At 40.9% G+C, this 24,549-nt stretch carries 25 protein-coding genes and 1 other annotated feature; of the genes, 6 read left to right on the top strand and 19 right to left on the bottom strand.

The window, feature by feature from the left end:
- Positions 1 to 7: 7 nt before the first annotated feature.
- The 3 genes from hisC to hisG are packed head-to-tail and all read right to left on the bottom strand — an operon-like array spanning position 8 to position 3,245.
- Positions 8 to 1,048: a histidinol-phosphate transaminase gene (gene hisC / locus ACWU4D_RS13290; RefSeq protein WP_456051920.1), complete on the bottom strand. Its 1,041-nt coding sequence runs from the start codon at positions 1,046 to 1,048 to the stop codon at positions 8 to 10.
- A 2-nt stretch (positions 1,049 to 1,050) separates the two neighbouring features.
- Positions 1,051 to 2,346: a histidinol dehydrogenase gene (hisD, locus tag ACWU4D_RS13285; RefSeq protein ID WP_456051919.1), complete on the bottom strand. Its 1,296-nt coding sequence runs from the start codon at positions 2,344 to 2,346 to the stop codon at positions 1,051 to 1,053.
- A gap of 5 nt (positions 2,347 to 2,351) precedes the next feature.
- Positions 2,352 to 3,245: an ATP phosphoribosyltransferase gene (hisG, locus tag ACWU4D_RS13280; protein ID WP_456051978.1), complete on the bottom strand. Its 894-nt coding sequence runs from the start codon at positions 3,243 to 3,245 to the stop codon at positions 2,352 to 2,354.
- A 64-nt stretch (positions 3,246 to 3,309) separates the two neighbouring features.
- Positions 3,310 to 3,442: a sequence feature (His leader region), on the bottom strand.
- Positions 3,443 to 4,000: 558 nt separating this feature from the next.
- Here hisG and ACWU4D_RS13275 point away from each other — a divergent pair.
- The 4 genes from ACWU4D_RS13275 (at position 4,001) to purB (ending at position 8,160) form a co-directional block, all read left to right on the top strand.
- Complete coding sequence (locus ACWU4D_RS13275; protein WP_456051918.1) at positions 4,001 to 4,408, top strand: H-NS family histone-like protein; 408 nt, start codon at positions 4,001 to 4,003, stop codon at positions 4,406 to 4,408.
- A gap of 557 nt (positions 4,409 to 4,965) precedes the next feature.
- Positions 4,966 to 6,093, top strand: coding sequence for a tRNA 2-thiouridine(34) synthase MnmA (gene mnmA / locus ACWU4D_RS13270; RefSeq protein WP_456051917.1), 1,128 nt, complete (start codon positions 4,966 to 4,968; stop codon positions 6,091 to 6,093).
- A gap of 11 nt (positions 6,094 to 6,104) precedes the next feature.
- Positions 6,105 to 6,722: a high frequency lysogenization protein HflD gene (gene hflD / locus ACWU4D_RS13265; RefSeq protein ID WP_456051916.1), complete on the top strand. Its 618-nt coding sequence runs from the start codon at positions 6,105 to 6,107 to the stop codon at positions 6,720 to 6,722.
- Between the two features lie 67 nt (positions 6,723 to 6,789).
- A complete protein-coding gene (purB, locus tag ACWU4D_RS13260) occupies positions 6,790 to 8,160 on the top strand; it encodes an adenylosuccinate lyase (protein ID WP_456051915.1) in 1,371 nt (456 codons plus the stop codon).
- Between the two features lie 58 nt (positions 8,161 to 8,218).
- Here purB and ACWU4D_RS13255 read toward each other — a convergent pair whose 3' ends face one another.
- The 9 genes from ACWU4D_RS13255 to htpX all read right to left on the bottom strand — a co-directional run bounded on the left by ACWU4D_RS13255 (position 8,219) and on the right by htpX (position 15,304).
- The gene (locus ACWU4D_RS13255; protein WP_456051914.1) at positions 8,219 to 8,743 is read right to left on the bottom strand and encodes a DUF3833 domain-containing protein; all 525 of its coding nucleotides are present in this window, start codon (positions 8,741 to 8,743) and stop codon (positions 8,219 to 8,221) included.
- On the bottom strand, positions 8,740 to 9,291 hold the full coding sequence (locus tag ACWU4D_RS13250; protein ID WP_456051913.1) for a chalcone isomerase family protein: 552 nt from the start codon (positions 9,289 to 9,291) through the stop codon (positions 8,740 to 8,742). Before ACWU4D_RS13250 ends, ACWU4D_RS13255 begins: the two co-directional genes overlap by 4 nt.
- Positions 9,248 to 9,763 (bottom strand): DUF2878 domain-containing protein, encoded by a 516-nt coding sequence (locus tag ACWU4D_RS13245; protein WP_456051912.1) that lies wholly within the window; start codon positions 9,761 to 9,763, stop codon positions 9,248 to 9,250. The genes ACWU4D_RS13250 and ACWU4D_RS13245 overlap by 44 nt, the downstream gene beginning before the upstream one ends.
- Before the next feature lie 8 nt (positions 9,764 to 9,771).
- Positions 9,772 to 11,007 (bottom strand): class I SAM-dependent methyltransferase, encoded by a 1,236-nt coding sequence (locus ACWU4D_RS13240; protein ID WP_456051911.1) that lies wholly within the window; start codon positions 11,005 to 11,007, stop codon positions 9,772 to 9,774.
- A gap of 15 nt (positions 11,008 to 11,022) precedes the next feature.
- On the bottom strand, positions 11,023 to 11,787 hold the full coding sequence (locus ACWU4D_RS13235; protein WP_456051910.1) for a DUF1365 domain-containing protein: 765 nt from the start codon (positions 11,785 to 11,787) through the stop codon (positions 11,023 to 11,025).
- Positions 11,788 to 13,065 (bottom strand): NAD(P)/FAD-dependent oxidoreductase, encoded by a 1,278-nt coding sequence (locus ACWU4D_RS13230; RefSeq protein WP_456051909.1) that lies wholly within the window; start codon positions 13,063 to 13,065, stop codon positions 11,788 to 11,790.
- Between the two features lies 1 nt (position 13,066).
- Positions 13,067 to 13,813 carry an SDR family NAD(P)-dependent oxidoreductase gene (locus tag ACWU4D_RS13225; protein ID WP_456051908.1) on the bottom strand — a complete coding sequence of 249 codons (747 nt, stop codon included), beginning with the start codon at positions 13,811 to 13,813 and terminating at the stop codon, positions 13,067 to 13,069.
- Positions 13,810 to 14,250: a nuclear transport factor 2 family protein gene (locus tag ACWU4D_RS13220; RefSeq protein WP_456051907.1), complete on the bottom strand. Its 441-nt coding sequence runs from the start codon at positions 14,248 to 14,250 to the stop codon at positions 13,810 to 13,812. Before ACWU4D_RS13220 ends, ACWU4D_RS13225 begins: the two co-directional genes overlap by 4 nt.
- 190 nt (positions 14,251 to 14,440) lie before the next feature.
- Entirely contained in the window at positions 14,441 to 15,304 is an 864-nt protein-coding gene (gene htpX, locus ACWU4D_RS13215) for a protease HtpX (protein WP_456051906.1), read from the bottom strand.
- A 243-nt stretch (positions 15,305 to 15,547) separates the two neighbouring features.
- On the opposite strand from htpX, the gene ACWU4D_RS13210 reads away from it, so the two are divergent.
- On the top strand, positions 15,548 to 15,679 hold the full coding sequence (locus tag ACWU4D_RS13210; protein WP_456051981.1) for a hypothetical protein: 132 nt from the start codon (positions 15,548 to 15,550) through the stop codon (positions 15,677 to 15,679).
- A 107-nt stretch (positions 15,680 to 15,786) separates the two neighbouring features.
- On the opposite strand, the gene bioD is transcribed toward ACWU4D_RS13210, so the two are convergent.
- The 4 genes from bioD to bioB are packed head-to-tail and all read right to left on the bottom strand — an operon-like array spanning position 15,787 to position 19,463.
- A complete protein-coding gene (gene bioD / locus ACWU4D_RS13205) occupies positions 15,787 to 16,470 on the bottom strand; it encodes a dethiobiotin synthase (protein WP_456051905.1) in 684 nt (227 codons plus the stop codon).
- Positions 16,467 to 17,270: a malonyl-ACP O-methyltransferase BioC gene (gene bioC / locus ACWU4D_RS13200; RefSeq protein ID WP_456051977.1), complete on the bottom strand. Its 804-nt coding sequence runs from the start codon at positions 17,268 to 17,270 to the stop codon at positions 16,467 to 16,469. The genes bioD and bioC overlap by 4 nt, the downstream gene beginning before the upstream one ends.
- Complete coding sequence (gene bioF, locus ACWU4D_RS13195) at positions 17,267 to 18,424, bottom strand: 8-amino-7-oxononanoate synthase (protein ID WP_456051904.1); 1,158 nt, start codon at positions 18,422 to 18,424, stop codon at positions 17,267 to 17,269. Before bioF ends, bioC begins: the two co-directional genes overlap by 4 nt.
- Entirely contained in the window at positions 18,411 to 19,463 is a 1,053-nt protein-coding gene (bioB, locus tag ACWU4D_RS13190) for a biotin synthase BioB (protein ID WP_456051903.1), read from the bottom strand. The genes bioF and bioB overlap by 14 nt, the downstream gene beginning before the upstream one ends.
- A gap of 115 nt (positions 19,464 to 19,578) precedes the next feature.
- Between bioB and bioA the strand changes: the two genes are divergently transcribed.
- On the top strand, positions 19,579 to 20,859 hold the full coding sequence (gene bioA, locus ACWU4D_RS13185; RefSeq protein WP_456051976.1) for an adenosylmethionine--8-amino-7-oxononanoate transaminase: 1,281 nt from the start codon (positions 19,579 to 19,581) through the stop codon (positions 20,857 to 20,859).
- A 126-nt stretch (positions 20,860 to 20,985) separates the two neighbouring features.
- Here bioA and ACWU4D_RS13180 read toward each other — a convergent pair whose 3' ends face one another.
- The 3 genes from ACWU4D_RS13180 to ACWU4D_RS13170 all read right to left on the bottom strand — a co-directional run bounded on the left by ACWU4D_RS13180 (position 20,986) and on the right by ACWU4D_RS13170 (position 24,253).
- Positions 20,986 to 21,825, bottom strand: coding sequence for an ABC transporter ATP-binding protein (locus tag ACWU4D_RS13180; protein ID WP_456051902.1), 840 nt, complete (start codon positions 21,823 to 21,825; stop codon positions 20,986 to 20,988).
- A gap of 15 nt (positions 21,826 to 21,840) precedes the next feature.
- Positions 21,841 to 22,809 carry an ABC transporter permease gene (locus ACWU4D_RS13175; protein WP_456051901.1) on the bottom strand — a complete coding sequence of 323 codons (969 nt, stop codon included), beginning with the start codon at positions 22,807 to 22,809 and terminating at the stop codon, positions 21,841 to 21,843.
- An 88-nt stretch (positions 22,810 to 22,897) separates the two neighbouring features.
- Positions 22,898 to 24,253 carry a CmpA/NrtA family ABC transporter substrate-binding protein gene (locus ACWU4D_RS13170; protein WP_456051900.1) on the bottom strand — a complete coding sequence of 452 codons (1,356 nt, stop codon included), beginning with the start codon at positions 24,251 to 24,253 and terminating at the stop codon, positions 22,898 to 22,900.
- Between the last annotated feature and the right edge of the window lie 296 nt (positions 24,254 to 24,549).

Below are 24,549 nucleotides of genomic sequence, written 5' to 3'. Positions count from 1 at the left end.
CGGCTAACTATTGATAATAATTTCGGATAAATGCTACGGTTTTTTCACACTCTTCACGGCTACCCACACTAATGCGGACGCAATCATCAATAGGAGAATTTCGTAGAATGATACCTTGATCCCAAGCACTCTTAAACAATTGATCGCCATTCGGGAACTTTATCAGCAAATAATTCCCCCACCCCTCAAACAAGGTCAATCCATCAATTGCTTGAAGCTCAGATTTTAAATAGTCTCTGTTTTGATTAAGTATCGCAACTTGTGCTTTCGCCAACTCTAACCCTTCTTTCGATAAAGCTTGAGCCGCAATATCTGCGACAGGTCGTGAAACCGGATATGGCGCAATAACTTTCAACAGTACGTTAATGAGCTCGGGGTTACCCAAAGTGAAACCACAACGTAATCCAGCAAGTGCAAAGGCTTTTGAAAGCGTACGCAATATAGCTAAGTGTGGATACTCCGATAAAAGGTCAACGGTCGAAGCTTCTGGGCAAAAGTCGATATAGGCCTCATCCATTACAACAATTGCACGCTCTTTAGTCATCTCGAGCAACGTAATAATATCCTCACGCTTCACCAAGTTACCTGTAGGGTTATTTGGTGAGCAAACAAAGATGACTTTTACACTATCTAGATTACTTTGAATGGCTGGAAGATCGAGCTGCCAATCAGCTAAAAGAGGAACCTTTTTACATTCAACACCAATCGTTTCAGCACTGATTGAATACATTCCGTAAGTGGGTGGACAAAACAAAATCGCGTCTTCACCAGGTTCGCAAAACGCTCGTACCAGCAGTTCAATACCTTCATCGGCACCACGCGTGGTAATGACTTGATTTGAGGCTACCCCAGCGTAATCGGCATAAGCGTTAATCACTGATTTAGGCTGACACTCTGGATATCGATTCAATTCATTCGATTCACAATTGAACTCATTGCTAAACGGCGATTCATTCGCATTCAGCCAGACATCTCCGGTTCCACCGATACGGCGAGCTGAAAGATACGGTGTTAATGCTTGAACATTTTTACGAGCGAGTTTTTCCATGGTTACTTAGCCTTCTGTAACTTTTCAACCCGAAGCGTAACGGCACGCTTATGGGCATCTAAACCTTCAGCCTCTGCAATTTTTACAACTGTAGGAGCAATCGCAACCAAACCTTCAGCAGAAAGCTCTTGTACAGTCATTCGCTTGCTAAAATCGGCTAAGCCAAGGCTTGAATAAGTTCGTGTATAGCCGTAGGTCGGTAATACATGGTTTGTCCCAGAAGCATAATCACCAGCAGACTCAGGCGACCAATCACCAAGGAAAATTGAACCTGCATTATCTAAATCTGGCAGCAATCCACGTGGATCTTTGGTTTGAACAACTAAATGCTCAGGACCATAGGTATTTGAGATTTCAACTGACTGTTCAATCGAATCCGCAATAATAATTAAGCTCGAAGAAAGCGCCTTTAATGTAATATCGCCACGTGAAAGGGCCTTTAATTGGACCTGAACAGCATCCGCAACTTGGTCTGCGATAACAGGAGAAGGCGTCACTAACACGACTTGAGAATCTGGTCCATGCTCTGCTTGGCTAAGCAAATCCGATGCAATGAAATCAGCATCTGCAGTTTCATCCGCAATAACCAGTACTTCAGAAGGCCCAGCTGGCATATCCATCGCTGCACCTCGAAAATCATTATTCACTTGACGTTTTGCTTCTGTTACAAACGCATTTCCCGGACCAAACACTTTATCTACTTTGGTTACGCTATCGGTACCGTACGCCATAGCGGCGATAGCTTGAGCGCCACCAACACTGTATACTTCATCGATTTCGCATAGCTTTGCAACATACAAAATCTCATCAGCAATCGGCGGTGGAGAACACAGCACTACTTTTTTACAACCCGCAATTTGCGACGGAACACCTAACATCAAAACTGTTGAAGGTAGGGGTGCACTGCCACCGGGAATATATAAACCCACGTGATTAATAGGACGAGTAATCTGCTCACAAACTACACCTGGCATGGTTTCAACTTGAACCGGTTGATGTATTTGAGCTTTATGAAACTTAACGATGTTTTCGTAAGCTTGATCTAGGGCGTTTTTCATCTCTACATCGATACGTAAAGATGCCGTTTCTATTTCCTGTCCAGAAACACGAATAGAGTCCAAAGCAACTTTATCAAAACGTTCGGTTAGTTCACGCAATGCATCATCACCTTCAGCACGAACCTTTGCAATGACCTCAGCTACCGTAGCAGAGATATTGGCACCGTCAGTTACCGCTGGACGTTCTAGAATCGACTCTTGCTGCTCAATACTTAATGATTCCCACACTACCGTTCTCATAATGCTTACTCCATCATTTTCTCAATAGGAAGTACAAGAATCGAACTTGCACCCAACGCTTTCAATTGCTCCATCGTTTCCCAGAATAAGTTCTCCGAACTCACTAGGTGCACGGCAACGCGAGACTTATCTTGAGAAAGAGGCAATACTGTTGGATCTTCCGCGCCAGGTAGAATTTGCTTAATCGCATCTAACTTATCGACTGGAGCATGCAACATAATGTACTTAGATTCTTTCGCTTGCTGAACACCATTCATACGAGTCAATAGCTTAGCGATAAGTGCTTCTTTTTCTTCTAGAAATTCACCTTTACGTTGAATTAGCACAGCTTTTGATTCAAAAATAACTTCCGCTTCTTTTAAACCATTCGCTTCAAGAGTTGCACCCGTTGACACTAAATCAGCAATCGCGTCTGCTAATCCAGCTCGAGGAGCCACTTCTACTGACCCAGTTAACATACATGTGCTAAACGGAATACCTTGCTCATCCATATACGCCTTTAATAGTTGAGGATAAGTAGTGGCAATACGCTTGTTAGCCAAGTCTTGTGGGCCGTTGTACTCGTCGTCTTTATCAATTGCAATAGACAAACGACATCCACCGAAGTCCATTCGGCGCAGCGTAACAAATTCGCTAGGTTCGTTTAATGCAAAACGGTCTAAACGCTCTTCTTCCAATACGTTCTCACCAACAAACCCAAGATCAACAACGCCATCCATAATTAATCCTGGAATATCATCGTCACGAACCAAAAGTAAATCGATAGGCATATTTTGAGAGTGTACAACTAGACGTTCACCCATCACGTTAAATTTCACGCCACATTTTTTAAGTAGAGCCATACACTCTTTACTCAAGCGACCTTTTTTCTGTATCGCAATTCTCAAACGTTGTGTCATTGGCATTTCATAATTCCTTAAATAAATTTGATAATATTCTCGTGTCTCTTTAGACCAAACTAATACAAAAAACCCCCGGAACGTTAGTCATCCCGAGGGTTATAATCTTGAATTCTCTGATTTCACCTCCGGAAGCTATTGTCTCCCGGATACGCGCACATCTCCCGAAAGACTATAAGGGATGATGATGGTGATGAATAATGTACATTACTTCTACGCGCATGATTATTTTCTTATCTTTAACATTTGTGTACACACTACCTTGGCTTTAGACGATTTTCAAGCCTAAAACGCACTTTTACTCAATATTTTTAGCACTTATTTTTTCAACACTAGATAAGAGAAAAAATGTGCTTCTTGGCGTGAGTTTTCAATTTTTTCACGTACGTCTTGAAATTTAAGACTGTAATGGAACAGTCTCAAAGATAATAACTGCTGCTTTGAAATATGAAACAGCATTAAATAGATATTAATATAAGTTAAAGCCATTTAGTTCCCTCATAAACATCCCTATCGAATAAAATACAAACATGACGATTTTTTCACATAATATGAAACTAAATAAGATAAGATGAGACTAAAGAACCAATTGACTGTTTTTAATTGACAATTGTGTACGTTTCGTATTTTTTTTATTACCTCTACTTTTTTACTATTTGTAAAAAATATAAGTAATTCTTTTTTTAATATTGTATCTATTTATATCTCCGTTTATTATTAACTCGTAGATAAAATTTAATTGATAGGATTTTGCAATGAGTGAACTCACCAAAACATTATTAAACATTCGTAGCCTTCGTGCATTTTCACGAGAGCTAACAATGTCACAACTAGAAGAAGCATTGGAAAAATTAACTCTTGTTGTTAATGAACGTCGTGAACAAGATGAAGCCGAAGCAGCAGAGCGCCAAGCTCAAGAAGCTAAACTGGCTGAAATAGCTGATCAGATTGCCCAGAACGGTATCGATGTTCAAGCTTTGATTACTGCTCTTTCTGGAGAATCAAAACCAAAGACAAGCAGTAAACGCGCTCCTCGTCCTGCAAAATACAAATACACCGACGCAAACGGTGAAGAAAAAACATGGACAGGCCAAGGTCGTACACCTTCTACAATTCAAAAAGCACTTGATGCGGGTCAATCTCTAACTGACTTTGCTATTTAATTTCATTTAATAGTAACTGACTTTTAGTCACTTTGACTCAATGCATTACTTTATCTATTTATAGGCTCATTATGATGAGCCTTTTTTTATTTGTATAAAAAGGTAAAGCTAAAGTACTATTTGATTACCAATCGTTCATAACATTATTAAACTTATTGATTAAGTGTTCTACTTTCTGACCTGATTTGTTGCAATGGTCGTTAGATAAATTGCACTTATAGGTGGGTGACATTTTTGAAGCAACACTTATATTACTGAATGTCAGAACACTATTCAGCAGACCTTAAAGAGCCTTATTGTAACTAATTCCATCAATATGAAATCTATTCCAACTTAATTCAACGATACTCCAAACACTGCTTAAGGTCCCGTCAACAAGTTAGTATGTGTTATTGTAATAAAAGCATGCAAAAAACATAAAACACCAAACTTATCACCCTAGAAGCTAAATCAACTTCATTTAGAAAATATTTGATGGCTCTAAGCAGTTGTAGATCTGTTTCCCCGTGTCACTTTCTGCTAAAATCTGCTCCCAGTTAAAAGAGTGGTAGTAATTAATGTCTAATAATCCAAACAGCTCAAAAAAAGTAATCATCGGCATGTCTGGCGGAGTCGACTCTTCAGTATCAGCCTATCTCCTTTTACAACAAGGCTATCAAGTCGAAGGCCTGTTCATGAAAAACTGGGAAGAAGATGATAATGAAGAATACTGTACTGCTGCTGAAGATCTCGCAGACGCACAAGCCGTTTGCGATAAATTAAGTATCGAACTGCATACTATTAATTTTGCTGCCGAATATTGGGACAATGTATTTGAATATTTTCTAGCCGAATATAAAGCTGGGCGTACACCAAACCCTGACATCCTTTGTAATAAAGAAATTAAATTTAAAGCGTTTTTAGATTTTGCGGATGAAGTATTAGAAGCGGATTATATTGCAATGGGTCATTATGTACGTCGCTCTTTTCCTCTTGATGATAGCAAGCCTGAAATGTTACGTGGTCTCGATGCAAACAAAGACCAAAGTTATTTCCTCTATACACTGAATCACAAACAAATTTCACGTAGCTTATTTCCGGTCGGCGAATTAGAAAAACCTGAAGTAAGAAGAATTGCAGAAGAACAAGGTTTAGTTACGGCGAAGAAAAAAGACTCTACAGGTATTTGTTTTATTGGAGAGCGTAAGTTTACAGATTTTCTAAAACGTTACCTTCCCGCTCAGCCTGGTAATATTGAAACTCCAGAAGGAAAAGTTGTTGGCAAGCATCAAGGTTTAATGTACCACACGTTAGGTCAACGCAAAGGTTTACATATTGGTGGCCAAAAAGGTGGCGGCGGGAACGAAGAACCTTGGTTTGTTGCTGAGAAGGATTTAGAGCGAAATGTACTTATCGCCGTGCAAGGTGCCAATCACCCATTACTTAAATCTGTTGGTTTATTTGCATCGCAATTACATTGGGTTAACCAAGAAGCTATCACGCAACCTATAAAATGCAGCGTAAAAACTCGTTACCGACAAAATGATATTTCTTGTACGATTATTCCAATAGATGACGAAAACATCAAAGTCCTATTCGACGACCCACAAGTCGCTGTTACTCCGGGTCAATCCGCAGTATTCTATGCCGATGATGTTTGCCTTGGCGGCGGTATTATCGAACAACGAATTAAATTATCCCAATAATAGGAGATGACGTGGCGCATTCAAATTACGACCGTACGATAGCTTTTGCTGGTATGTGTCAAGCAGCCTCATTAGTTCAAAATGTAGCAAAGGATGGTCATTGTGACGACAATGGTTTTAGGACTTCGATTAATGCCATTTTAAACCTTAATCCTAGTAGCACCATTGATGTCTTTGGCAATGAGGACAACCTAAAAGTTGGGCTGGAGACACTCATAAGCGGTGTTAATAGTTCTTCACCAGGCAGTGAAATCACTCGTTATATGATCAGTCTGATGGCGCTAGAGCGAAAGCTAAACGCTCGTCGTGATTCCATGTCTCAATTAGGTGATCGCATTGATACCTTAGTGAGACAAAGTGAACATTTTGATCTATTTGATGACCAAATGCTTTCGAATATTGCCAGTGTATACCTCGATGTAATCAGTCCGATTGGTCCGCGAATTCAAGTCACAGGTACACCCTCAATTTTACAAATGCCCGGGAACCAGCAGAAAGTTCGAGCACTGTTGCTATCCGGTGTACGTTGCGCAGTATTATGGCGACAGGTCGGTGGTAAAAGACGCCACTTGATTTTTGGTCGCAATAAAATGGTTGAACAAGCAAAAATTTTACTCGCTCGCATTTAAAAGTAAGCCCTCTTTTTATGTGAGATACATTATTATTTCTAACTTGATATAGATTTAGGAGAAGCACATGGAACTTTCAGCACTAACTGCTGTTTCACCGGTAGATGGCCGCTACGGAAGTAAAACCATTTCATTACGTAGTATTTTTAGTGAGTTTGGTCTCCTAAAATATCGCACAATCGTTGAAATACGTTGGTTACAAAAGTTATCTTCTACTGCAGGGATTCCAGAAGTACCTGCATTTAGCGCAGAAGCAAATGACTTTCTTAACCAACTTGCAGAAAATTTTGCTGAAGAAGATGCCGCTCGTATTAAAGAAATCGAGCGCACAACCAATCATGACGTTAAAGCCGTTGAGTACTATCTAAAAGAGAAAGTTTCAGCACTTCCTGAACTTGATGCGGTGAATGAATTCATCCATTTCGCATGTACTTCTGAAGATATCAACAACACCTCTCATGCATTAATGCTTAAAGAAGCACGTGACACGGTCATTTTACCTGAAATCCGTAATATCATTGATGCGATTGTTGAGCTTTCGAAAGAGTATCGTGATATTCCATTGCTGTCTCGTACTCACGGTCAACCAGCGTCTCCTTCGACCATGGGTAAAGAAATGGCGAATGTGGCGTACCGTATGGAGCGTCAATATAAACAAATTGCAAACGTTGAGATTTTAGCCAAGATTAATGGTGCAGTTGGCAACTATAACGCTCACCTTTCTGCTTATCCTGAGTTAGATTGGCATCAGTTTAGTGAAGAGTTCATCACCGAATCACTAGGTGTGACATGGAACCCATATACCACTCAAATTGAACCGCACGATTACATCGCGGAGTTATTTGATGCAATCGCTCGTTTTAACACGATCCTTATCGATTTCGATCGTGACGTATGGGGTTACATCGCACTAGGTCACTTCAAGCAAAAAACGATTGCTGGCGAGATTGGATCTTCAACGATGCCACATAAAGTAAACCCAATCGATTTCGAAAACTCAGAAGGCAACCTTGGGCTTGCAAACGCAATGTTTAACCACCTTGCTCAAAAACTGCCAATTTCACGCTGGCAGCGTGACCTAACCGATTCAACGGTTTTACGAAACCTAGGTGTTGGTGTTGGATACTCCATCATTGCTTACACCTCAACGTTGAAAGGAATAAGCAAACTCGAAGTTAACCGCGAAGCTTTACTGGCTGAATTGGATAAGAACTGGGAAGTACTCGCTGAACCAGTTCAGACCGTTATGCGTCGTTACGCAATCGAAAAGCCTTATGAAAAGCTTAAAGAGCTGACTCGCGGTAAACGCATCGATGGAGATGCTATGAGGGCCTTCATCGATGGGCTTGAAATCCCAGCGGAAGAGAAAGTTCGCTTAAAAGAAATGACACCGGCAAGTTATATTGGTCAAGCTATCGACTTAACTGATAAGTTGTAGGATTTACTGTCATTATTAAATCTAAAAAGCTTCCTTTTGGAAGCTTTTTTGTTGGCGATTATTTTTGAAAGAACAGAGTTACCTTGCCGACATTCACGCCATATTTTTTAATCTGAGTAACATTGAATACGTGAGATTCATCTTGCCGATATAGCCAATCATCAAAATGCACGACAATAGGATCACCATCAACCAATAATTCTAAATCGTATTTCCAATGCAAAGCGTTCCCTTTTTCAACACCAATTGCTTCACCAATAATATCACCCGCTGTTCCAATATAAGAACCATCACTTTGCTTTGTAATCTCCCAACGGCGAGTATCTCGTTCCCCATCATCATAATCAAACAGTTCATCCAACACTAAGGTGTCACCATCTACTGTGCCTGTAATTTCAACAACAAAGCGGCGAGTTTGCATCCCTGTAAAATCCTGAACCATTCCCCAAGCTCTGGTATCACCCGTAAAATAACTAAATAAATCAAACTTGGGCGTGGTGTTATTATACTTTTCAATTTCCGTACTGCAGCTAACAAGCATAAAGCTCGCGATAAAAAGAAATAAATGTAAGCGTCGCTTCATGGTTGCTTTCCTATCAGTTGTTTGCGTAACTTGGGATATTGACTATTTTCAGCCAGCCATATTGAAAGAAAACGTTCAGTGAATTCTCGATCTTCAAACCAATGTAGGGTTTGCCAACCATCTTGGTTATGAGGCTTAAATAACATAACCGATTTATCGTTACTCAAGGTGACAAAGACTAATTCATCGCCTTCAACGACTGAGGGAAATAGTTGAGGAAGTTTGCGCTCCCATTGTGTAATAAACTCTTTCTCGTATTTCAATTTTTTCCATTGTTTAGTTGTGGCATTAGTAAACTCGAGATTAGAAATGGCTCGTTCATAGCGAATCACTAATGCTAATCGTTGTTTTGCCAACGTTTCAAATGGATTAAATTCACCACTCTTTGACTTGAGAACAGACTGATATACATCGAAAAAAAATACATTAAAGTCTGCTTGTCCAATACTAGGCCACTTTTGCCATATGTTAGTAATCTCCTGAGTGGTGGAATTTACAATAGGACTATGCAGCATCCCCACTAGAACTAGAATCGATAGTTTCAACATAATAAATGATCCTCATTGCGATCAAACCAAGCGTTGCCCATTGAATAGCAAATACAGAAAAAGTTATCGGCAAAGAATATGAGGTGGTGAAAGCGGAAAATTTCATTGCAGCCGCATAACTAAAAACCCCTCCTACCATAAACAATATCGGGACCGTGGCGCGTGGCACCTTCTTTAACATCGGCAGAAGGAAAACCATATACCAAGCGAACAAAAGCCATAAACTAACAAGCCAAATGGGGAATGCACTATTATCAAAAACCAATATGTCTATTGAGTGAGTGACCATGTCTATCCCAATACCTAATGCTGCGAAAAAGAAGAGTAACTTGATCTCCTTCCTACCTTGCCAAAGTAACACCAACCATAATGCTGTAACGACCAGCAACAGCGCCCATTCATAACGCTCGCGCCCTATAACCGCCACAAACCATAGGATTTGAAAAACCACAGATATTATGAATACACGCATAATGTCACTTACTGCTTTTCAAACGTAACTTGAACCGTACTGGTTGTTTTTGCTCGGAATCCAGCTTCGCAGTAGCAAAGATAAAAAATCCACAAGCGATAAAACTTTTCATCGTATTTTTTAGTATTAAGTTGAGAGGCATTGTCCATAAATCTCTCGCGCCACTCTTCAAGTGTTCGCGCATAATCCATCCCAATATCAGACAAGTCACGTAACACAAACTGACTCTTTGACGTAGTCGAATTGAGTAAACGTGTAATTGAAGGTAAAAACCCTCCAGGGAAAATATACTTTTGAATAAAGTCGACGTTATTGCTGTAGTAGTCATATCGCTGGTCAGCAATTGTGATAGCTTGGATCGCGAATCGACCTCCAGACTTAAGTAATTGATGGCACTTCTCGATATACGAATCTAAATAGTCTTTACCGACAGCTTCAATCATTTCTATGGAAACAATTTTGTCGAATTGTCCTTCGAGTATTCGGTAGTCTTGTTTTAACAAAGTGATCCTGTCTTCTAATCCCAGTTCTACAATCTTGTTTTCAACATACGAATGTTGTTCTTCAGAGATGGTTGTCGTGGTTACATGACACCCATATTGGGTTGCCATATAAATGGCCATTGCTCCCCAACCCGTACCAATTTCGAGTACTTGATCGGACTTAACAAGATTTAATTGGGTGCACAATCGCTCCATTTTATTAAGTTGTGCTATCTCAAGACTATCATCAACACCAAGATACAACGCGCTTGAGTACAGCATCTTCTCATCGAGAAACAATGTGTAAAGATCATTGCCTAAATCATAATGTGCTTCGATATTTTTTTTCGAACCTGCGAGCGAGTTTTTATTCATCCAGTGTGCAAACTTATAACCGAGTTTTGAAAGCAGATTGCTCTTCTTTTCTAAACGATCAACAGTATCAACATTTACAGCCATCAACTGTAATAACAAGGTTAAGTTCGAACTTGTCCACTCTCCTTGAATATATGATTCGCCGGCACCGATACTTCCAGATCTAAGTACTCGTAGATAAAACTCTGGGTCTAGAATTTCAATTCCAGCCCTAATCCCTGCTTTATTCTCATTGCCAAAGTGAAAGCTCTCGCCCGTTGGAAAACGCTCGACTAACGTTAACTGACCCATAGTTAAATTATGTAGCAGTTTTAACACAAGTGAACGTGCACTACTTTGAGTACGGCTAATACGGTATTCTGAAGTGATCAATTGGGTATCATTCATCGTCATTCTCCTTGGCTAATTACTTTGACTGTCAGTTTTGGTTGTATGATCGTAAATTGGCGCTCCCTTCCACCACAAAACAAGGGCATGCCAATAAATACTGCTAATGACTTTAATTGCCATAATCGGTGTTTTAAGTAATGACAAAACGAGGCTTTTGCTGGAAAGAGACGACATTTTCATCACCAACGTCGCATCAAACACTTTTTCATCTTTATGGCATTCGAGGTGAACAAACAGTTTACGTATCACAGGTTTCACACGCCATAAATAACGTTGATTAATAGGATTGAATGGAGAAACATGAAACGCTTTATTATGCTCGTAGTCATCAATCGCTCCATCATAAACAGGCACCAGGTAATAGTGCGTCTGGTTCCAAGGTGTGTTACTTACTTCGGCAAGTAAATATCGCCATTCGCCATTTCCATCAAAAATGTAATAGAAATTGACTGGACTAAAGTACACCCCCAAATAACGTAGATGGATAAGAGCCATCACTTTCGGGTTCGACAAGTGTTCTCCCCCAAGTGATGTTACCTTATCCATAATTGACTGTTTTATGTCTCCACCACCGACGTAATCAGACCGCTTAAAGCGCGCCCAATGCCACCACCTTTCTCCAAACCCCCAAATCGTTTTGCTCAAATGTTCAATTTCATCTAAGTCTATATACGGCATGAATAAGCTCGAGCTTAACGTATGTGTTAGAGGCCTAAATCTACGATGACGTATGGTGCCAATCATGAGTTGGCTATTTAATTCCACCTCTTTGCGCATTCAGCTCACTCCGTCATCAACATTCGAAGAACTCAAATTTATATTTTTCACTACTTCGAGTGCGCTCCATACTCCATCTTCATGGAAACCATTGCGCCAATATGCTCCACAGTACCAAGTGTTATTAATCCCACTAATCAAAGAGCGTTTAGATTGCGCTTCAATTGCGGGTATCGAAAACAGAGGGTGGTGATAGTTAAATCGGCGTAACACTTTTTCTGGATTAATTTTCTCCACGCTATTTAAGCTCACACAAAATGTTTTATCACTTTTGATATTCTGGAGTATATTCATATCGTAAGTGAGACAAGGTGAGGCTAAATCAACATCATTCCCACGTTCAATGCAGTAGTTCCATGCTGCCCATGCTGCTTTACTCTTCGGTAGTAAACGTTCATCAGTATGCAAAATTACATCATTTGATTGATATTCAATTGCTGACAATATTGAGGACTCATGCTCGCTAGGATCATCTAGCATTGATAGAGCTTGATCACTGTGGCACGCAAATATTACTTGGTCGTATTGCTCTAAATTATGTTTACTTTCAATCATTACTCCACTCTGATCTCGAGTAACTCGCGTGACAGGAGAGTTCAATCGTATCCTATCTTTGAATCCGGCGATTAATGGTTCAATATAGCTTCGCGACCCACCTTCAATCACATACCACTGTGGCCGATTAACGACATCAAGCAAACCATGATTTAGAAAAAACCGTAGAAAAAAGCCTAATGGAAACGCTCGCATATCCGCCATGGTTGACGACCATATCGCCGCCCCCATTGGGAGAATATAGTTTTGATTAAACGCAGAAGAAAACGCATTGTCGTCCAAAAAATGTCCTAGAGTATAACTTTCAGAAACCGATTGAGTCGCATGCGCTTTTGCCAAACGATTAAAACGAAGTATTTCGAATATCAGTGAATAAAATGACGGTTTGAATAAATTCTTCTTCTGGGCGAATAATGTGGTTACAGTATGCCCATTGTATTCGAGACCAGTTTGGTCATTACGAACACTGAAACTCATTTCTGTTTCATTTCCTTTGACACCAATTTGGCTCATCAACTTGATGAAATTTGGGTATGTGCGATCGTTATAGACAATAAATCCGGTATCAATCGCGTATTGAGTACTATCCACCTCTACATCGACCGTTGCAGTATGCCCACCAATATAATCATTTGCTTCGTAGACTGTAATGTCATGTTTCTCATGCAAATAGTACGCACTTGTTAAGCCTGATATTCCACTTCCAATAATTGCAATTTTCATATCACACCTTTTCCGTTGTCACTATTGAACCGAGTACTCGATTGCGCAACGAGTACGGTAATATCGAAATAATTCGAATAATCCAAGTAAAACGCATAGGAAAATAAATTTTCGATTTTCTCTGTTGTAATCCTTTCCTAATAGAAGACGATGCGCGTTGCACTGTGACTTTCATCGGCATGGGAAAGTCATTTTTATCTGTTAATGGCGTTTCTACAAAGCCTGGATAAATTGTCGATAATGTTACGCCTTTGTTTTGCCAATCTAATGCTAACGACTCTAAAAAATAATTGATCGCTGCTTTTGAGGCACCGTAAGCTTCCGCTCTTGGTAAGGCGACAACACCGGCAATAGAACTAACGATGGCGACATGATCGTTAGGCCTTAATCGTGATTGGCATGCAGCAAGACTGTTAACAACACCTTGAAAATTCACATCAAATACGCGCTTTACTAAATCAACATCAAGCACGCCATTATCAATATATTCACAACTGCCCGCATTAAATATCCATAGGCAAGGTGTCTGGTCAATCCCTTGAAGTTGTCGCTGAACTTCCTGCTTATCACTGACATCGAATTCTAAAAAGGTAAAAGATGAAGATGCACCTAATACCACTTTCAATTTTTCTAAGCTTCTGCCGCACGCGATGACATTCCATCCTTCTGCTTCATAATCTCGTGCTAATTGGGCTCCAATACCTGATGAAGCTCCGGTTATCACAACTGTTTTTGTGGCCAAGGTCATTGCGCTAACCTCCTCTTCACCATATTTACAGCTTGTCGAAACACTGGAATGTGTTGGTACACCATGCAACCAAGATCAAAGTGGTCACGGTGATAACTTACTTTTTCTTGGTCAAATTCGATGTAACTCATACCTGGAACTGAAATCTCTTTACCATTATTCAATTTGGGGTGAGAAAAGTTCATGTTCCAAATTAGGTAACAGCGATTCTCAATTTGGTCCGCAGAATGTATGTCAAAGTGGCAATAGTGGGTGTTTAAAAGCATCGATTGAAAATATGCGATAAGGTTGTCTAGGCCCTCAATTTGATGTGCTGGATCTTCAAATCGTATATTCTCATGATAGACCTCTCCTAATCGCTCTAAGGACTGAGTATTCAAATTAGAATAGGTGCTAACAAAAAGAGCCAGTTCTTGACTATAGCTATCCACTTTCATCCAGCGACTCCAATAAAATTAATTGTACAATAAATTTATCTGTACAACATAAGATAGTAGAGTTTTAACAAAGTAACAACACTTAACTTGCGTACCATTATTATTTGTTACTAATTTCATATGGAAGGCAGAATGATGATGATCAAAAAAGCCACCGAAGGTCGGTGGCTTTAGAATGAAAATTATTCGCTTAACTATTTATAAGTGCTTGTATACGCTTATCAAGCGGTGGATGACTCATCAGTAACTCGGTCATCGAACGCTTTCCATTGATACCGAATGCCATCATAGAACCTTCCAATTGAGATTCATGTCCAACCTTGAGACGCTCAAGTGCGGCAATCATTTTATGTTTACCCACCATTTGTGCCGCGCCTGCATCCGCATAAAATTCTCGACGACGGCTGTACCACATAGTGATGAAACTCGCCAAAAATCCAAACACCAATTCCAGAGCCATAGAAACCATGAAATACGCCATTCCTCCTGATTGCTGACCTTCATCTGAATCTCTCGATGAAACAATTCCAGCAACAACACGAGCAAGGAAGATAACAAAGGTATTCACTACCCCTTGCAGCAAGGTCATCGTTACCATATCACCATTCGCAATATGACTCATCTCGTGAGCCAGTACCGCTTCCGCTTCATCGCGTGTCATATTATGAAGCAGTCCAGTAGACACCGCGACCAATGACGCATCGCGTTTTGCACCTGTAGCAAATGCATTTATATCACCGGAATCGTAGATTGCTACCGTAGGCATTCCTACACCCACTTGCTTGCTTTGATTACGAACCGTTTCCAATAACCAATGTTCTGTTTCGTTACGTGGACTCTCAATAACCACCCCACCGACAGAGCGAAGTGCAATTGATTTCGACATCAACAGAGATATAAACGAACCGCCAAACCCAAATACTGCCGCCAAAATTAATAAGCCAGACAAACTACCTGGTTGAATTCCAGTAAATGCATATACAATGTTCAATACAACGCTAAGCACCAAAATTACCGCTAAATTGGTAATCAAAAATAATACTATTCGCTTCATTAACACGACTCCATAAAGAAAATTGACTTACTCAAATCTGAAACGTTACTTACTACTAACGAATATAATCGTCTATTTCAAAATTAAGGTTAAGCGCTAAATTGCAACATTTGATGTCTAGCACCAGCAAAGCGCTTTCTTGTTAGACTATGGTAGTATTGAACGACGTTATAATCTTGTTATCATTGTTAAAATATCTAACAGCATGACATGTATAACTACGTCTAATAAAAGGAATTCAAAATGGTAGAAGCAAAGGACTATCAAATGGCTATCGATCTTCTGTGTTTCCACCTCGGACTTACCGAGGAGCAAGCCAAAGAGCAGTTAGGATTAGAACAGCCAACTCCTTCTATTCTTTGTTTTGATGAATAATAGTTTTGATGAATAATACTTTAGATTAAAAAAATTTAATAAAAAACGCAGCCTCAATTGGCTGCGTTTTTTGTTCTTCATGCATTTAATTTGACTGGATATTTGCTTTAGCCATTTAATACAGGCGTCAGATCGATATAGCGACCTAAATCTGAACGTTTGGCACTCGGTACATAAGGAATTTCTCCAATCTTTGGGGCATTAATTGTCGTCCCTAACATGGTTATCAATTCAGCATAATGCTCAGTACCTGGATTAATTCTATTGGCGACCCAACCAACTATTTCAAGGCCGTCATTACGAATGGCTTCTGCTGTCAAGCGAGCATGACTCAAGCATCCTAATTGGATCCCAACGACCAAAACAACAGGAAGTTTCTCTTTTTTAACCCAACTGGATAAGAAGTCATCGTCAGAAACTGGGACACGCCAGCCTCCAGCGCCTTCGACTAATACTACATCGGCTTTTTCTTGATGCTTATGCAATTTTGTACTTAGCAATTCAAAGTCAATTTCTACATTTTCATGCTTGGCCGCGATATGAGGAGACGCGGCCAATTCTAAAGCATAGGGGTTGATTTCATTATATGGGCGCTCACATGTCGCAGTTCGAATCAAATGAATAGCATCTGAGTTTCGGAATCCAAATTCCGTTTTCTCGCTGCCGGCTGCGACAGGCTTATAACCTATAGTTGAAAGATCATTATCTGCTAAAGCTTGTAAAATCGCTTTAGATGCAACTGTCTTACCAACATCAGTATCCGTACCAGCAATAAAAAACGTATTAATCATGGTTGTAACATCCCAAAACAGACTTGATAGGTGGCAGGAAGAAAGTCTTCATTACCACTAATTGCACGATATTCTAATTCGACTTTGTCGAGAGTTTCTCGAGTAAAAAGCCCTTTTGGACGCGCTTGAATATGAGTTGCCCCAATACCTTTAAGGTCCTTCATCAACGCCAACGCACTAGAATACCGCTGCGTAATAGTTTGCAAGGATAGATGATGAGACGAAACCTCAGATTGCGCTAACGCAAGTTTTACCCTATTGCGTGAGATAAACCGATTGACGTGTTGATATGAATCAACTTTGCTCCACGCTTGTGAGAGTTCAATTAATGAACCGTCAAGTAATGTCGTAAAATATCCAACTCCTTCAGGTTTAATAATGCGCTTGATTTCTGCAAGTGGTGCCGACAGATCATCACACCATTGAAGAGCGAGGCTGCTAAACACATAATCAAAACTGTCATCAGCAAAGTTCATCGCTTCAGCATCACACAATGAGTAAGTTACGTTATTCGTCCCGCAGCGAAGGCGTGCTTGTTCAAGCATTTCAACAGAAATATCGCCACAGACAACTTCTGCACCACGTTCTAATAAGCGTTGTGAAAAATAGCCGGTTCCACATCCAAGATCGAGGACTCGTTTACCACATAATGATTGAGGCATTAGATCAAGCAATTGATAACCAACATTACGCTGAAATTTTGCATGATTATCATAACTTGACGCAGCACGGCCAAAGGCTGCGGCAATCGACTTCTTACACACTGCGCTATCGATGTAGGTATGATTAAGGTCCATCATAGTCGTGTCTCCAACACATGGCTCAATGTTCGACATAAGGTTGTTACCTGCTCCTTAGAATGATTCGCGGTTAAAGTAATTCTCAACCTGCCGCTATTTATCGGCACCGTCGGCGGGCGAATCGCAGTTACCCAAATACCATTTTGTTTCATCGCTAAGGCTGCGTTCATTACCTTTTGAGTATCACCAATAATCAGCGGTTTAATTGGAGTTGATGTTTCAACAAATTGAGAAAAATGCCCAACTCTGTGTTGATACTCGATTTCCAATTCGGCAAGCTTTTCCCTGCGCCAATGTTGCGTCTGTATCATATAAATAGCATGGGAAAGGGCATAAGCCTGAGAAGGAGGCATTGCGGTTGAATAGACGTGATGACGGGCAAACTGAGTTAGAAAATCACCCATCGATTCACTACACAAGATCGCAGCCCCAGACATACCAAACGCTTTGCCAAAGGTAACCACTAAAATATCGGGTGTAACACCTGCTTGATAACAACTTCCCTGTCCTTCGTTACCTAAAATTCCAACACCGTGAGCATCATCAACCATCAATGCACAATTCGATTTCGTATTCACCAACTGAGCGATATCACCTAAAGGGGATCGGTCACCGTCCATACTGAAGACACCTTCAGTGACGATTAGCGTTTCAATATCTGGATTAACTAAACTTGTTAAGTGCTCAACGCTGTTATGCTTAAAACGCCTCATCGATGCAGGAGATAACATACCTGCCTCCATTAACGAAGCATGATTCAGTTTGTCTTGCAGTAAATGATCGCCTTGTTCAAGTAAGGTAAATAAAACGGCCTGATTGGCACTGTAACCGGAGTTAAACAAAATCGCGCGCTCAAACCCCAACCATTCGCACAGTTGGGTTTCAAGATTTTTGTGGGCGGAACAAAAACCGGTGACTAGAGGTGAAGCGGCACTGCCCGCGCCATATAAAGATAACCCCTTTTGCCAATGCCCAATCAGTTCTGGATCATTCGCCAGCCCTAGGTAATCGTTATTCGAGAAATTGAGAAAACGTTTACCGTTGTGTTCTATCTCAACTTGGTTACCAGCTAAAATAGGGACAAGATTACGGGTTAAGCCTTGATTTTGTCGTGAACTCAAGGCTTGGTCAATCCTAGAACTAAATGCTGGCATCGTAAAATTTGTCGTCTTTAGTAGGACGAGCGGCGACACGTTCAACAACTTTATCTAGTAGTTCATTTTCTTGGATTTCATCAGGTTTCTGCACGACTTGCTGACTATTAATACCCAATTTTTCAAATAACATCATATCGCTATCTTCAGCAGGGTTTGGGGTCGTGAGTAGTTTACAGCCGTAGAAGATGGAATTGGCACCAGCCATGAAGCAAAGTGTTTGCATCTGCTCATTCATTTGCTCACGACCAGCCGACAAACGTACAGCTGATTGAGGCATCATTATGCGTGCTGCCGCGATTAGGCGGATAAAATCAAAAGACTCAACATCATCTACTTCTTCAAGCGGTGTACCTTTAACTTTTACTAGCATATTGATAGGAACACTCTCAGGAGGAACCGGTAAGTTCGCCAATTCACACAATAATCCAGCTCGGTCATTGGTGCTTTCGCCCATTCCAATAATGCCACCAGAGCAAATTTTCATCCCAGCATCCCGCACATGCGAAAGTGTGTCTAAACGATCTTGATAGGTGCGAGTAGTAATTATATTTCCGTAAAACTCTGGAGAAGTATCTAAGTTATGGTTGTAATAATCCAAACCTGCGTCAGAGAGATCTTTAGCTTGATTCGGTGTTAGCATGCCTAGAGTCATACAGGTTTCAAGTCCGAGATCTTTAACACCAGAAATCATTTCTTTTAACAGTGGCATATCGCGCTCTTTAGGGTTCTTCCATGCAGCTCCCATGCAAAAGCGAGTTGAACCTGAAGTTTTTGCCTTTTGAGCAGCATCTAACACTCGCTCTACTTCCATTAAGCGTTCTTTATCAACATCCGTACGATAGTGCGCACTTTGCGGGCAGTATTTACAGTCTTCTGGACACGCGCCAGTTTTAATTGAGAGCAAAGTACTAACTTGAACGTAATTGTGTTGCTGGTATTGACGATGGACCTGCTGTGCTTCAAACAACAAATCCATAAATGGCTTTTCAAGTAGTGCGTTAACGTCACTTATGGTCCAGTTATGGCGAGTTTCCACAATGATTCCTTTTTTATAATTGCTCACATTTATACTTGGTTAGTCTACTCGAAGGCAGTAAACTGTCAACCAAACCTGACACGATAAGTTTACAACTGGTGAATTAATGACCAACATAGATTTGCAATTTGACCGAGACCATATGTGGCATCCTTATACATCAACTATTGAACCACTACCCTGCTACCCAGTAAGTCATGCTAAATCTAATCGTTTGCTCCTTGAAACAGGCGAAGAGTTGATTGATGGAATGTCATCATGGTGGGCAGCGATTCATGGATATTCTCACCCAGTTTTAAACCAAGCCGCTCATGACCAAATCGATAAAATGTCTCATGTGATGTTTGGAGGATTAACACACCAACCAGCTATTGAGATGTGTAAACAGCTACTTGAACTCGCACCAAGCAATCTACATCACGTCTTTCTGGCCGACTCAGGATCGGTTTCGGTTGAAGTTGCCTTGAAAATGGTTCTGCAATATTGGCATGCTCGTACGGAAAACCGATCGACATTTTTGACGTTACGCCACGGCTATCATGGTGACACCTTTGCAGCTATGTCTGTAACCGATCCTGAAAACTCTATGCACAAGATTTATAAAGGTTTTTTACCTAAGCATATTTTTGTCGAATCACCGACAGTTGGCTTCCATGAGCAATGGAACGACAACGAAATCAAGCCATTGGAAGCGGCGCTCGAAAGTCATCACCAAGAGATTGCAGCCATCATTTTAGAGCCTATCGTACAAGGGGCTGGCGGAATGAGAATCTATCATCCCAATTACCTAAGAGCTGTACGCCAACTATGTGACCAATATGGTTTACTATTAATTGTTGATGAAATTGCGACTGGGTTTGGTCGAACTGGAAAATTGTTCGCGTGTGAACATGCCGACATTAAACCCGATATTTTGTGTGTCGGTAAAGCCTTAACCAGTGGCTATATGACGCTGGCAGCAACATTAACTACCAAATCGGTGGCCGATACAGTCTGCAGCGGCGAAGCACAATGCTTTATGCATGGTCCAACATTTATGGGAAACCCATTAGCCTGCGCTGTTGCGAGTGCCAGTTTAAAACTGATTGCGCAAGGGAATTGGAAAAAACAAGTCAGTGCTATTGAATCTATCTTTGCAGAACGTTTGCCTCAATTAAGCTCTCAGACACGAGTGAAAGCGGTGCGTTGGCTTGGAGCAATTGGCGTGATTGAGACGCACAATCCTGTTGATATGGTAGCAATTCAGGCATTTTTTGTCGAAAATGGGGTATGGATTCGGCCGTTCGGTAAACTTATTTATATGATGCCGCCTTATATTACTTCTCGGGAAGATCTTCATCACCTGATTAATGTTGTTGAACACGCATTGCAGTATGATGAGCTGTTTCTCGATTAACCCTCTATCTGAGTTGTGTTTTTCCTTTAGCATTCAGACTACGACAAACCATAACGACAAAAAAAGACCACGCATAAGCGTGGTCAAACAGGAGCCTAATATTAGGCATGACATTGTTGTTAAAATTTATGCGATCTGTGTAACTTTAGATTCGTTCTCCGCTTTCTTTTCACTCGTACTTGCTGGATTAGAATGCTTTTCATATAGGAAACGTAATACTGATTGACGACACCTCTGGTACTCAACATCATCGGCTAATTCAACACGGTTACGCGGACGTGGAAGATTAATGTCCAACACTTCACCAATCGTCGCTGCTGGGCCATTGGTCATCATGACAATCTTATCTGAAAGTAATACGGCTTCATCAACATCGTGTGTAATCATGATGACTGTATTATTTAAATCGGCTTGAATTTTCATCAGTGAATCTTGCAAATGCGCTCGGGTTAACGCATCCAGCGCGCCAAAAGGTTCATCCATTAATAATACTTTTGGCTGGAGTGCTAACGCTCTAGCAATACCAACCCGCTGTTTCATACCACCAGAAATTTCATCAGGACGTTTATCTTTTGCATGAACCATATTGATTAAATCTAAATAGTGATCCGTTTGCTCACGAACCCATTGTTTAGATTTTCCCTTGGCAATTTGCTTAACCGCAAGCTCGACATTTTGATACACCGTTAACCATGGCAATAAAGAGTGGTTCTGAAATACAACCGCACGTTCAGGGCCTGGACCATCGACTTCCTTCCCATCAACGATCACGCCACCGTCTGTTGGATTCAGTAGGCCGGCCACTAGATTAAGCACTGTAGATTTACCACAACCGGAGTGACCAATCAAAGAGACAAACTCGCCTTGCTGAATTTGAAAATTAACGTTCTTTAGTGCCACAAAGTCTCCTTGCGGCGTTGGAAAGCGCATACCCAATTGAGTTAGTTCAACCATACATTTAGACATGATAATTGCTCCTAATTAGCGTAATTCTTGTTTTTTGTTCCAAGACAACCACTTTTGTAAGTAGAGCATGCCTCGGTCAAGTAATAGACCTATGAAACCGATAGTAATGACCGCTACCATAATTCGACCTAGTGATGCAGAGCTTCCGTTTTGGAATTCATCCCAGACAAATTTTCCTAAGCCTGGGTTTTGCGCCAGCATTTCTGCGGCAATCAGAACCATCCATGCAATACCTAATGAAAGACGTAGTCCGGTAAAGATCATCGGAACGGCCGACGGTAGTACTATCGTTGTAATATGTTTCCACCAAGAAAGGCGTAACACTTTACTTACATTAACCAAATCTTCATCAACACTTGTTACGCCAACGGCTGTATTGATCAAAGTTGGCCAGAGGCTACAAAGCGCAACGGTAAACAGTGATGTTACAAATGATTTAGCAAATAATGGGTCATCACTAATATACGTCGCACTAACAACCATGGTTACAATCGGCAGCCAGGCTAATGGCGATACTGGTTTTAATATTTGAATTATTGGGTTAAATGCCTGATATAAAACTGAATTAAGGCCTAAGAGTATCCCTAATGGAATCGCAATGATTGATGCTAAAACAAATCCAGCGGCAACAGTAAACAAGCTCGTTCCTATCTGATCAAAAAAGGTAGGTTTACCGGTATAAGCACGAATTTTTACTTTTGCGTCTGGGTTTTTCGCGAGTTTCGCCGCATTGCGTTTTTCTTGCCGCTCAACAAACGCCACCGCTTTCTCACGCTCTTCCAGATGTTCATCTACCAAATTTGTAAATTGTTCATAAGTTTGAACCGGTCCTGGCAAAGCCCCCAGTGATGTTTGAACACTTTGCGCACCAATATGCCAGAACATTAAAAATACAAGGATACCAATCAACGGCATCAAAATAATTTTTGAACGATTTGCCACTTGAGCGCGGCTTGGAATTAGCGAAATTACATTACTCGTCATAATTTTTCTCCTCGGTTATCAAACAAGCGATAACCTGGTATTTAGGCTCGGTGTGAACATCACACCGAGCTTACGCCATACTGAACGATTATTTACCCTTTAGACCGATATCAAACTTCGCTAAATACGCGTTTGGTTCACGACCGTCATAAACGATATTGTCGATAAAGTGTTGTTGAGGTCCGCGGAATCCATCCACATCTTTAATTCCAGGGAAATCATCGGCACTTAACGCACCATCTTCAATCAACGAATCTACTGCCTGCATGTAGATATCTGGGCGATATACTTTTTTCGCTATATCCATGTACCAGCTATCATCCTTCGCTTCCGCAATTTGTCCCCAACGGCGCATTTGCGTTAAGTACCAAATCGCGTCACTGAAATATGGATAAGTGGCGTTGTGACGGAAGAATACGTTGAAATCTGGCACATCACGTTTGTCGCCTTTTTCGTATTCAAAAGTACCTGTCATTGAGTTAGCGATAACTTCTGCATCCGCTCCGACATAAGCACTCTTAGCAAGAATTTCTACCGCTTCTGGACGGTTCGCATTATTATTGTCATCCAACCAATGCGCCGCTCGAATCATTGCTTTCACGACACGAATATGAGTGTTCGGGTACTTATCAGCCCATCCTTGTGATACACCGAATACTTTTTCAGGGTTGTTTTTCCAAATTTCGTAGTCTGTAACCACTGGAACGCCGATGCCTTTAAATACCGCTTGTTGGTTCCACGGTTCACCCACACAGTAGCCTTTGATGGTTCCGGCTTCCATTGTGGCTGGCATTTGAGGTGGTGGTGTTACACTAAGAAGAACATCCGCATCATTTTGGCCACTGTTATCGCCATTTGCTGGGTCATAAAAACCTGGTTTAATACCACCAGCCGCTAACCAATAACGTAGCTCATAGTTGTGAGTCGATACTGGGAATACCATGCCCATGTTGAAAGGTTTTCCTTCAGATTGATAGCGCTCTACAACTGGCTTAAGCGCATCTGCCTTAATTGGGTGAACGGGTTTCCCATCAGCTTGTTTTGGAATATGCGGCTTCATTTCTTCCCACACATCATTGGAAACTGTAATACCGTTACCATTCAAATCCATACTAAAGGCCGTAATAATGTCTGCTTGGGTACCTATACCAATTGTTGCGCCTAACGGTTGGCCGGCTAGCATATGTGCACCATCCAATTGCCCGTCAATCACTCGGTCTAGCAGTACTTTCCAGTTAGCCTGTGCTTCAATCTCAACATACAGTCCTTCGTCCTCGAAGAATCCTTTTTCATAAGCAACCGCTAAAGGTGCCATATCAGTCAGTTTGATAAACCCAAATTTCAGATCTTCTTTCTCTGCTTCTCCGAGCTCTGCCCATGCCGGAGAAGAGATAACGGCTACTGCAAGTGCAACACTTTTTAACCACTGTTTTTTCGACTGCATTTGTAAACTCCCTTTACTTTAAATAAAAAAGCGCCACTGTAGAAACCTACAGAAGCGCCATTGCTTTCTAAAAATTCTAATTGTCTTAATCACATCATTATTTCATCTGAAAATTACCGCCGTTGATAATTTCTCGTGCTATCCCATAGGACCGCTTTCAATGCAATTAATTTTTTAACTGTGTTTTATTTAATCCAAGTACCGTGCCAAGTTTATATATCTATATAATTCAAATAGTTAAGGAGGAACTAACTTCGTTGATATTCTATTGCTTATTTTGAGTGTGCATGCTGCAC

The sequence above is a fragment of the Vibrio phycocola genome, assembly GCF_053850235.1.
This window is presented reverse-complemented; position numbering and strand designations above follow the sequence as displayed.

Coding starts and splice junctions, on each gene's coding strand:
- ACWU4D_RS13180 (WP_456051902.1), bottom strand. CDS start 21,825: ATGTCTAAATGTATGGTTGAACTAACTCAATTGGGTATGCGCTTTCCA.
- ACWU4D_RS13245 (WP_456051912.1), bottom strand. CDS start 9,763: ATGCGTGTATTCATAATATCTGTGGTTTTTCAAATCCTATGGTTTGTG.
- purB (WP_456051915.1), top strand. CDS start 6,790: ATGGAACTTTCAGCACTAACTGCTGTTTCACCGGTAGATGGCCGCTAC.
- ACWU4D_RS13220 (WP_456051907.1), bottom strand. CDS start 14,250: ATGAAAGTGGATAGCTATAGTCAAGAACTGGCTCTTTTTGTTAGCACC.
- ACWU4D_RS13225 (WP_456051908.1), bottom strand. CDS start 13,813: ATGACCTTGGCCACAAAAACAGTTGTGATAACCGGAGCTTCATCAGGT.
- ACWU4D_RS13175 (WP_456051901.1), bottom strand. CDS start 22,809: ATGACGAGTAATGTAATTTCGCTAATTCCAAGCCGCGCTCAAGTGGCA.
- ACWU4D_RS13240 (WP_456051911.1), bottom strand. CDS start 11,007: ATGAATGATACCCAATTGATCACTTCAGAATACCGTATTAGCCGTACT.
- hisG (WP_456051978.1), bottom strand. CDS start 3,245: ATGACACAACGTTTGAGAATTGCGATACAGAAAAAAGGTCGCTTGAGT.
- bioF (WP_456051904.1), bottom strand. CDS start 18,424: ATGCCAGCATTTAGTTCTAGGATTGACCAAGCCTTGAGTTCACGACAA.
- htpX (WP_456051906.1), bottom strand. CDS start 15,304: ATGAAGCGAATAGTATTATTTTTGATTACCAATTTAGCGGTAATTTTG.
- ACWU4D_RS13235 (WP_456051910.1), bottom strand. CDS start 11,787: ATGCGCAAAGAGGTGGAATTAAATAGCCAACTCATGATTGGCACCATA.
- mnmA (WP_456051917.1), top strand. CDS start 4,966: ATGTCTAATAATCCAAACAGCTCAAAAAAAGTAATCATCGGCATGTCT.
- bioD (WP_456051905.1), bottom strand. CDS start 16,470: ATGATTAATACGTTTTTTATTGCTGGTACGGATACTGATGTTGGTAAG.
- ACWU4D_RS13275 (WP_456051918.1), top strand. CDS start 4,001: ATGAGTGAACTCACCAAAACATTATTAAACATTCGTAGCCTTCGTGCA.
- hisC (WP_456051920.1), bottom strand. CDS start 1,048: ATGGAAAAACTCGCTCGTAAAAATGTTCAAGCATTAACACCGTATCTT.
- ACWU4D_RS13170 (WP_456051900.1), bottom strand. CDS start 24,253: ATGCAGTCGAAAAAACAGTGGTTAAAAAGTGTTGCACTTGCAGTAGCC.
- ACWU4D_RS13210 (WP_456051981.1), top strand. CDS start 15,548: ATGGTAGAAGCAAAGGACTATCAAATGGCTATCGATCTTCTGTGTTTC.
- ACWU4D_RS13255 (WP_456051914.1), bottom strand. CDS start 8,743: ATGAAGCGACGCTTACATTTATTTCTTTTTATCGCGAGCTTTATGCTT.
- ACWU4D_RS13250 (WP_456051913.1), bottom strand. CDS start 9,291: ATGTTGAAACTATCGATTCTAGTTCTAGTGGGGATGCTGCATAGTCCT.
- ACWU4D_RS13230 (WP_456051909.1), bottom strand. CDS start 13,065: ATGAAAATTGCAATTATTGGAAGTGGAATATCAGGCTTAACAAGTGCG.
- bioC (WP_456051977.1), bottom strand. CDS start 17,270: ATGATGGACCTTAATCATACCTACATCGATAGCGCAGTGTGTAAGAAG.
- hisD (WP_456051919.1), bottom strand. CDS start 2,346: ATGAGAACGGTAGTGTGGGAATCATTAAGTATTGAGCAGCAAGAGTCG.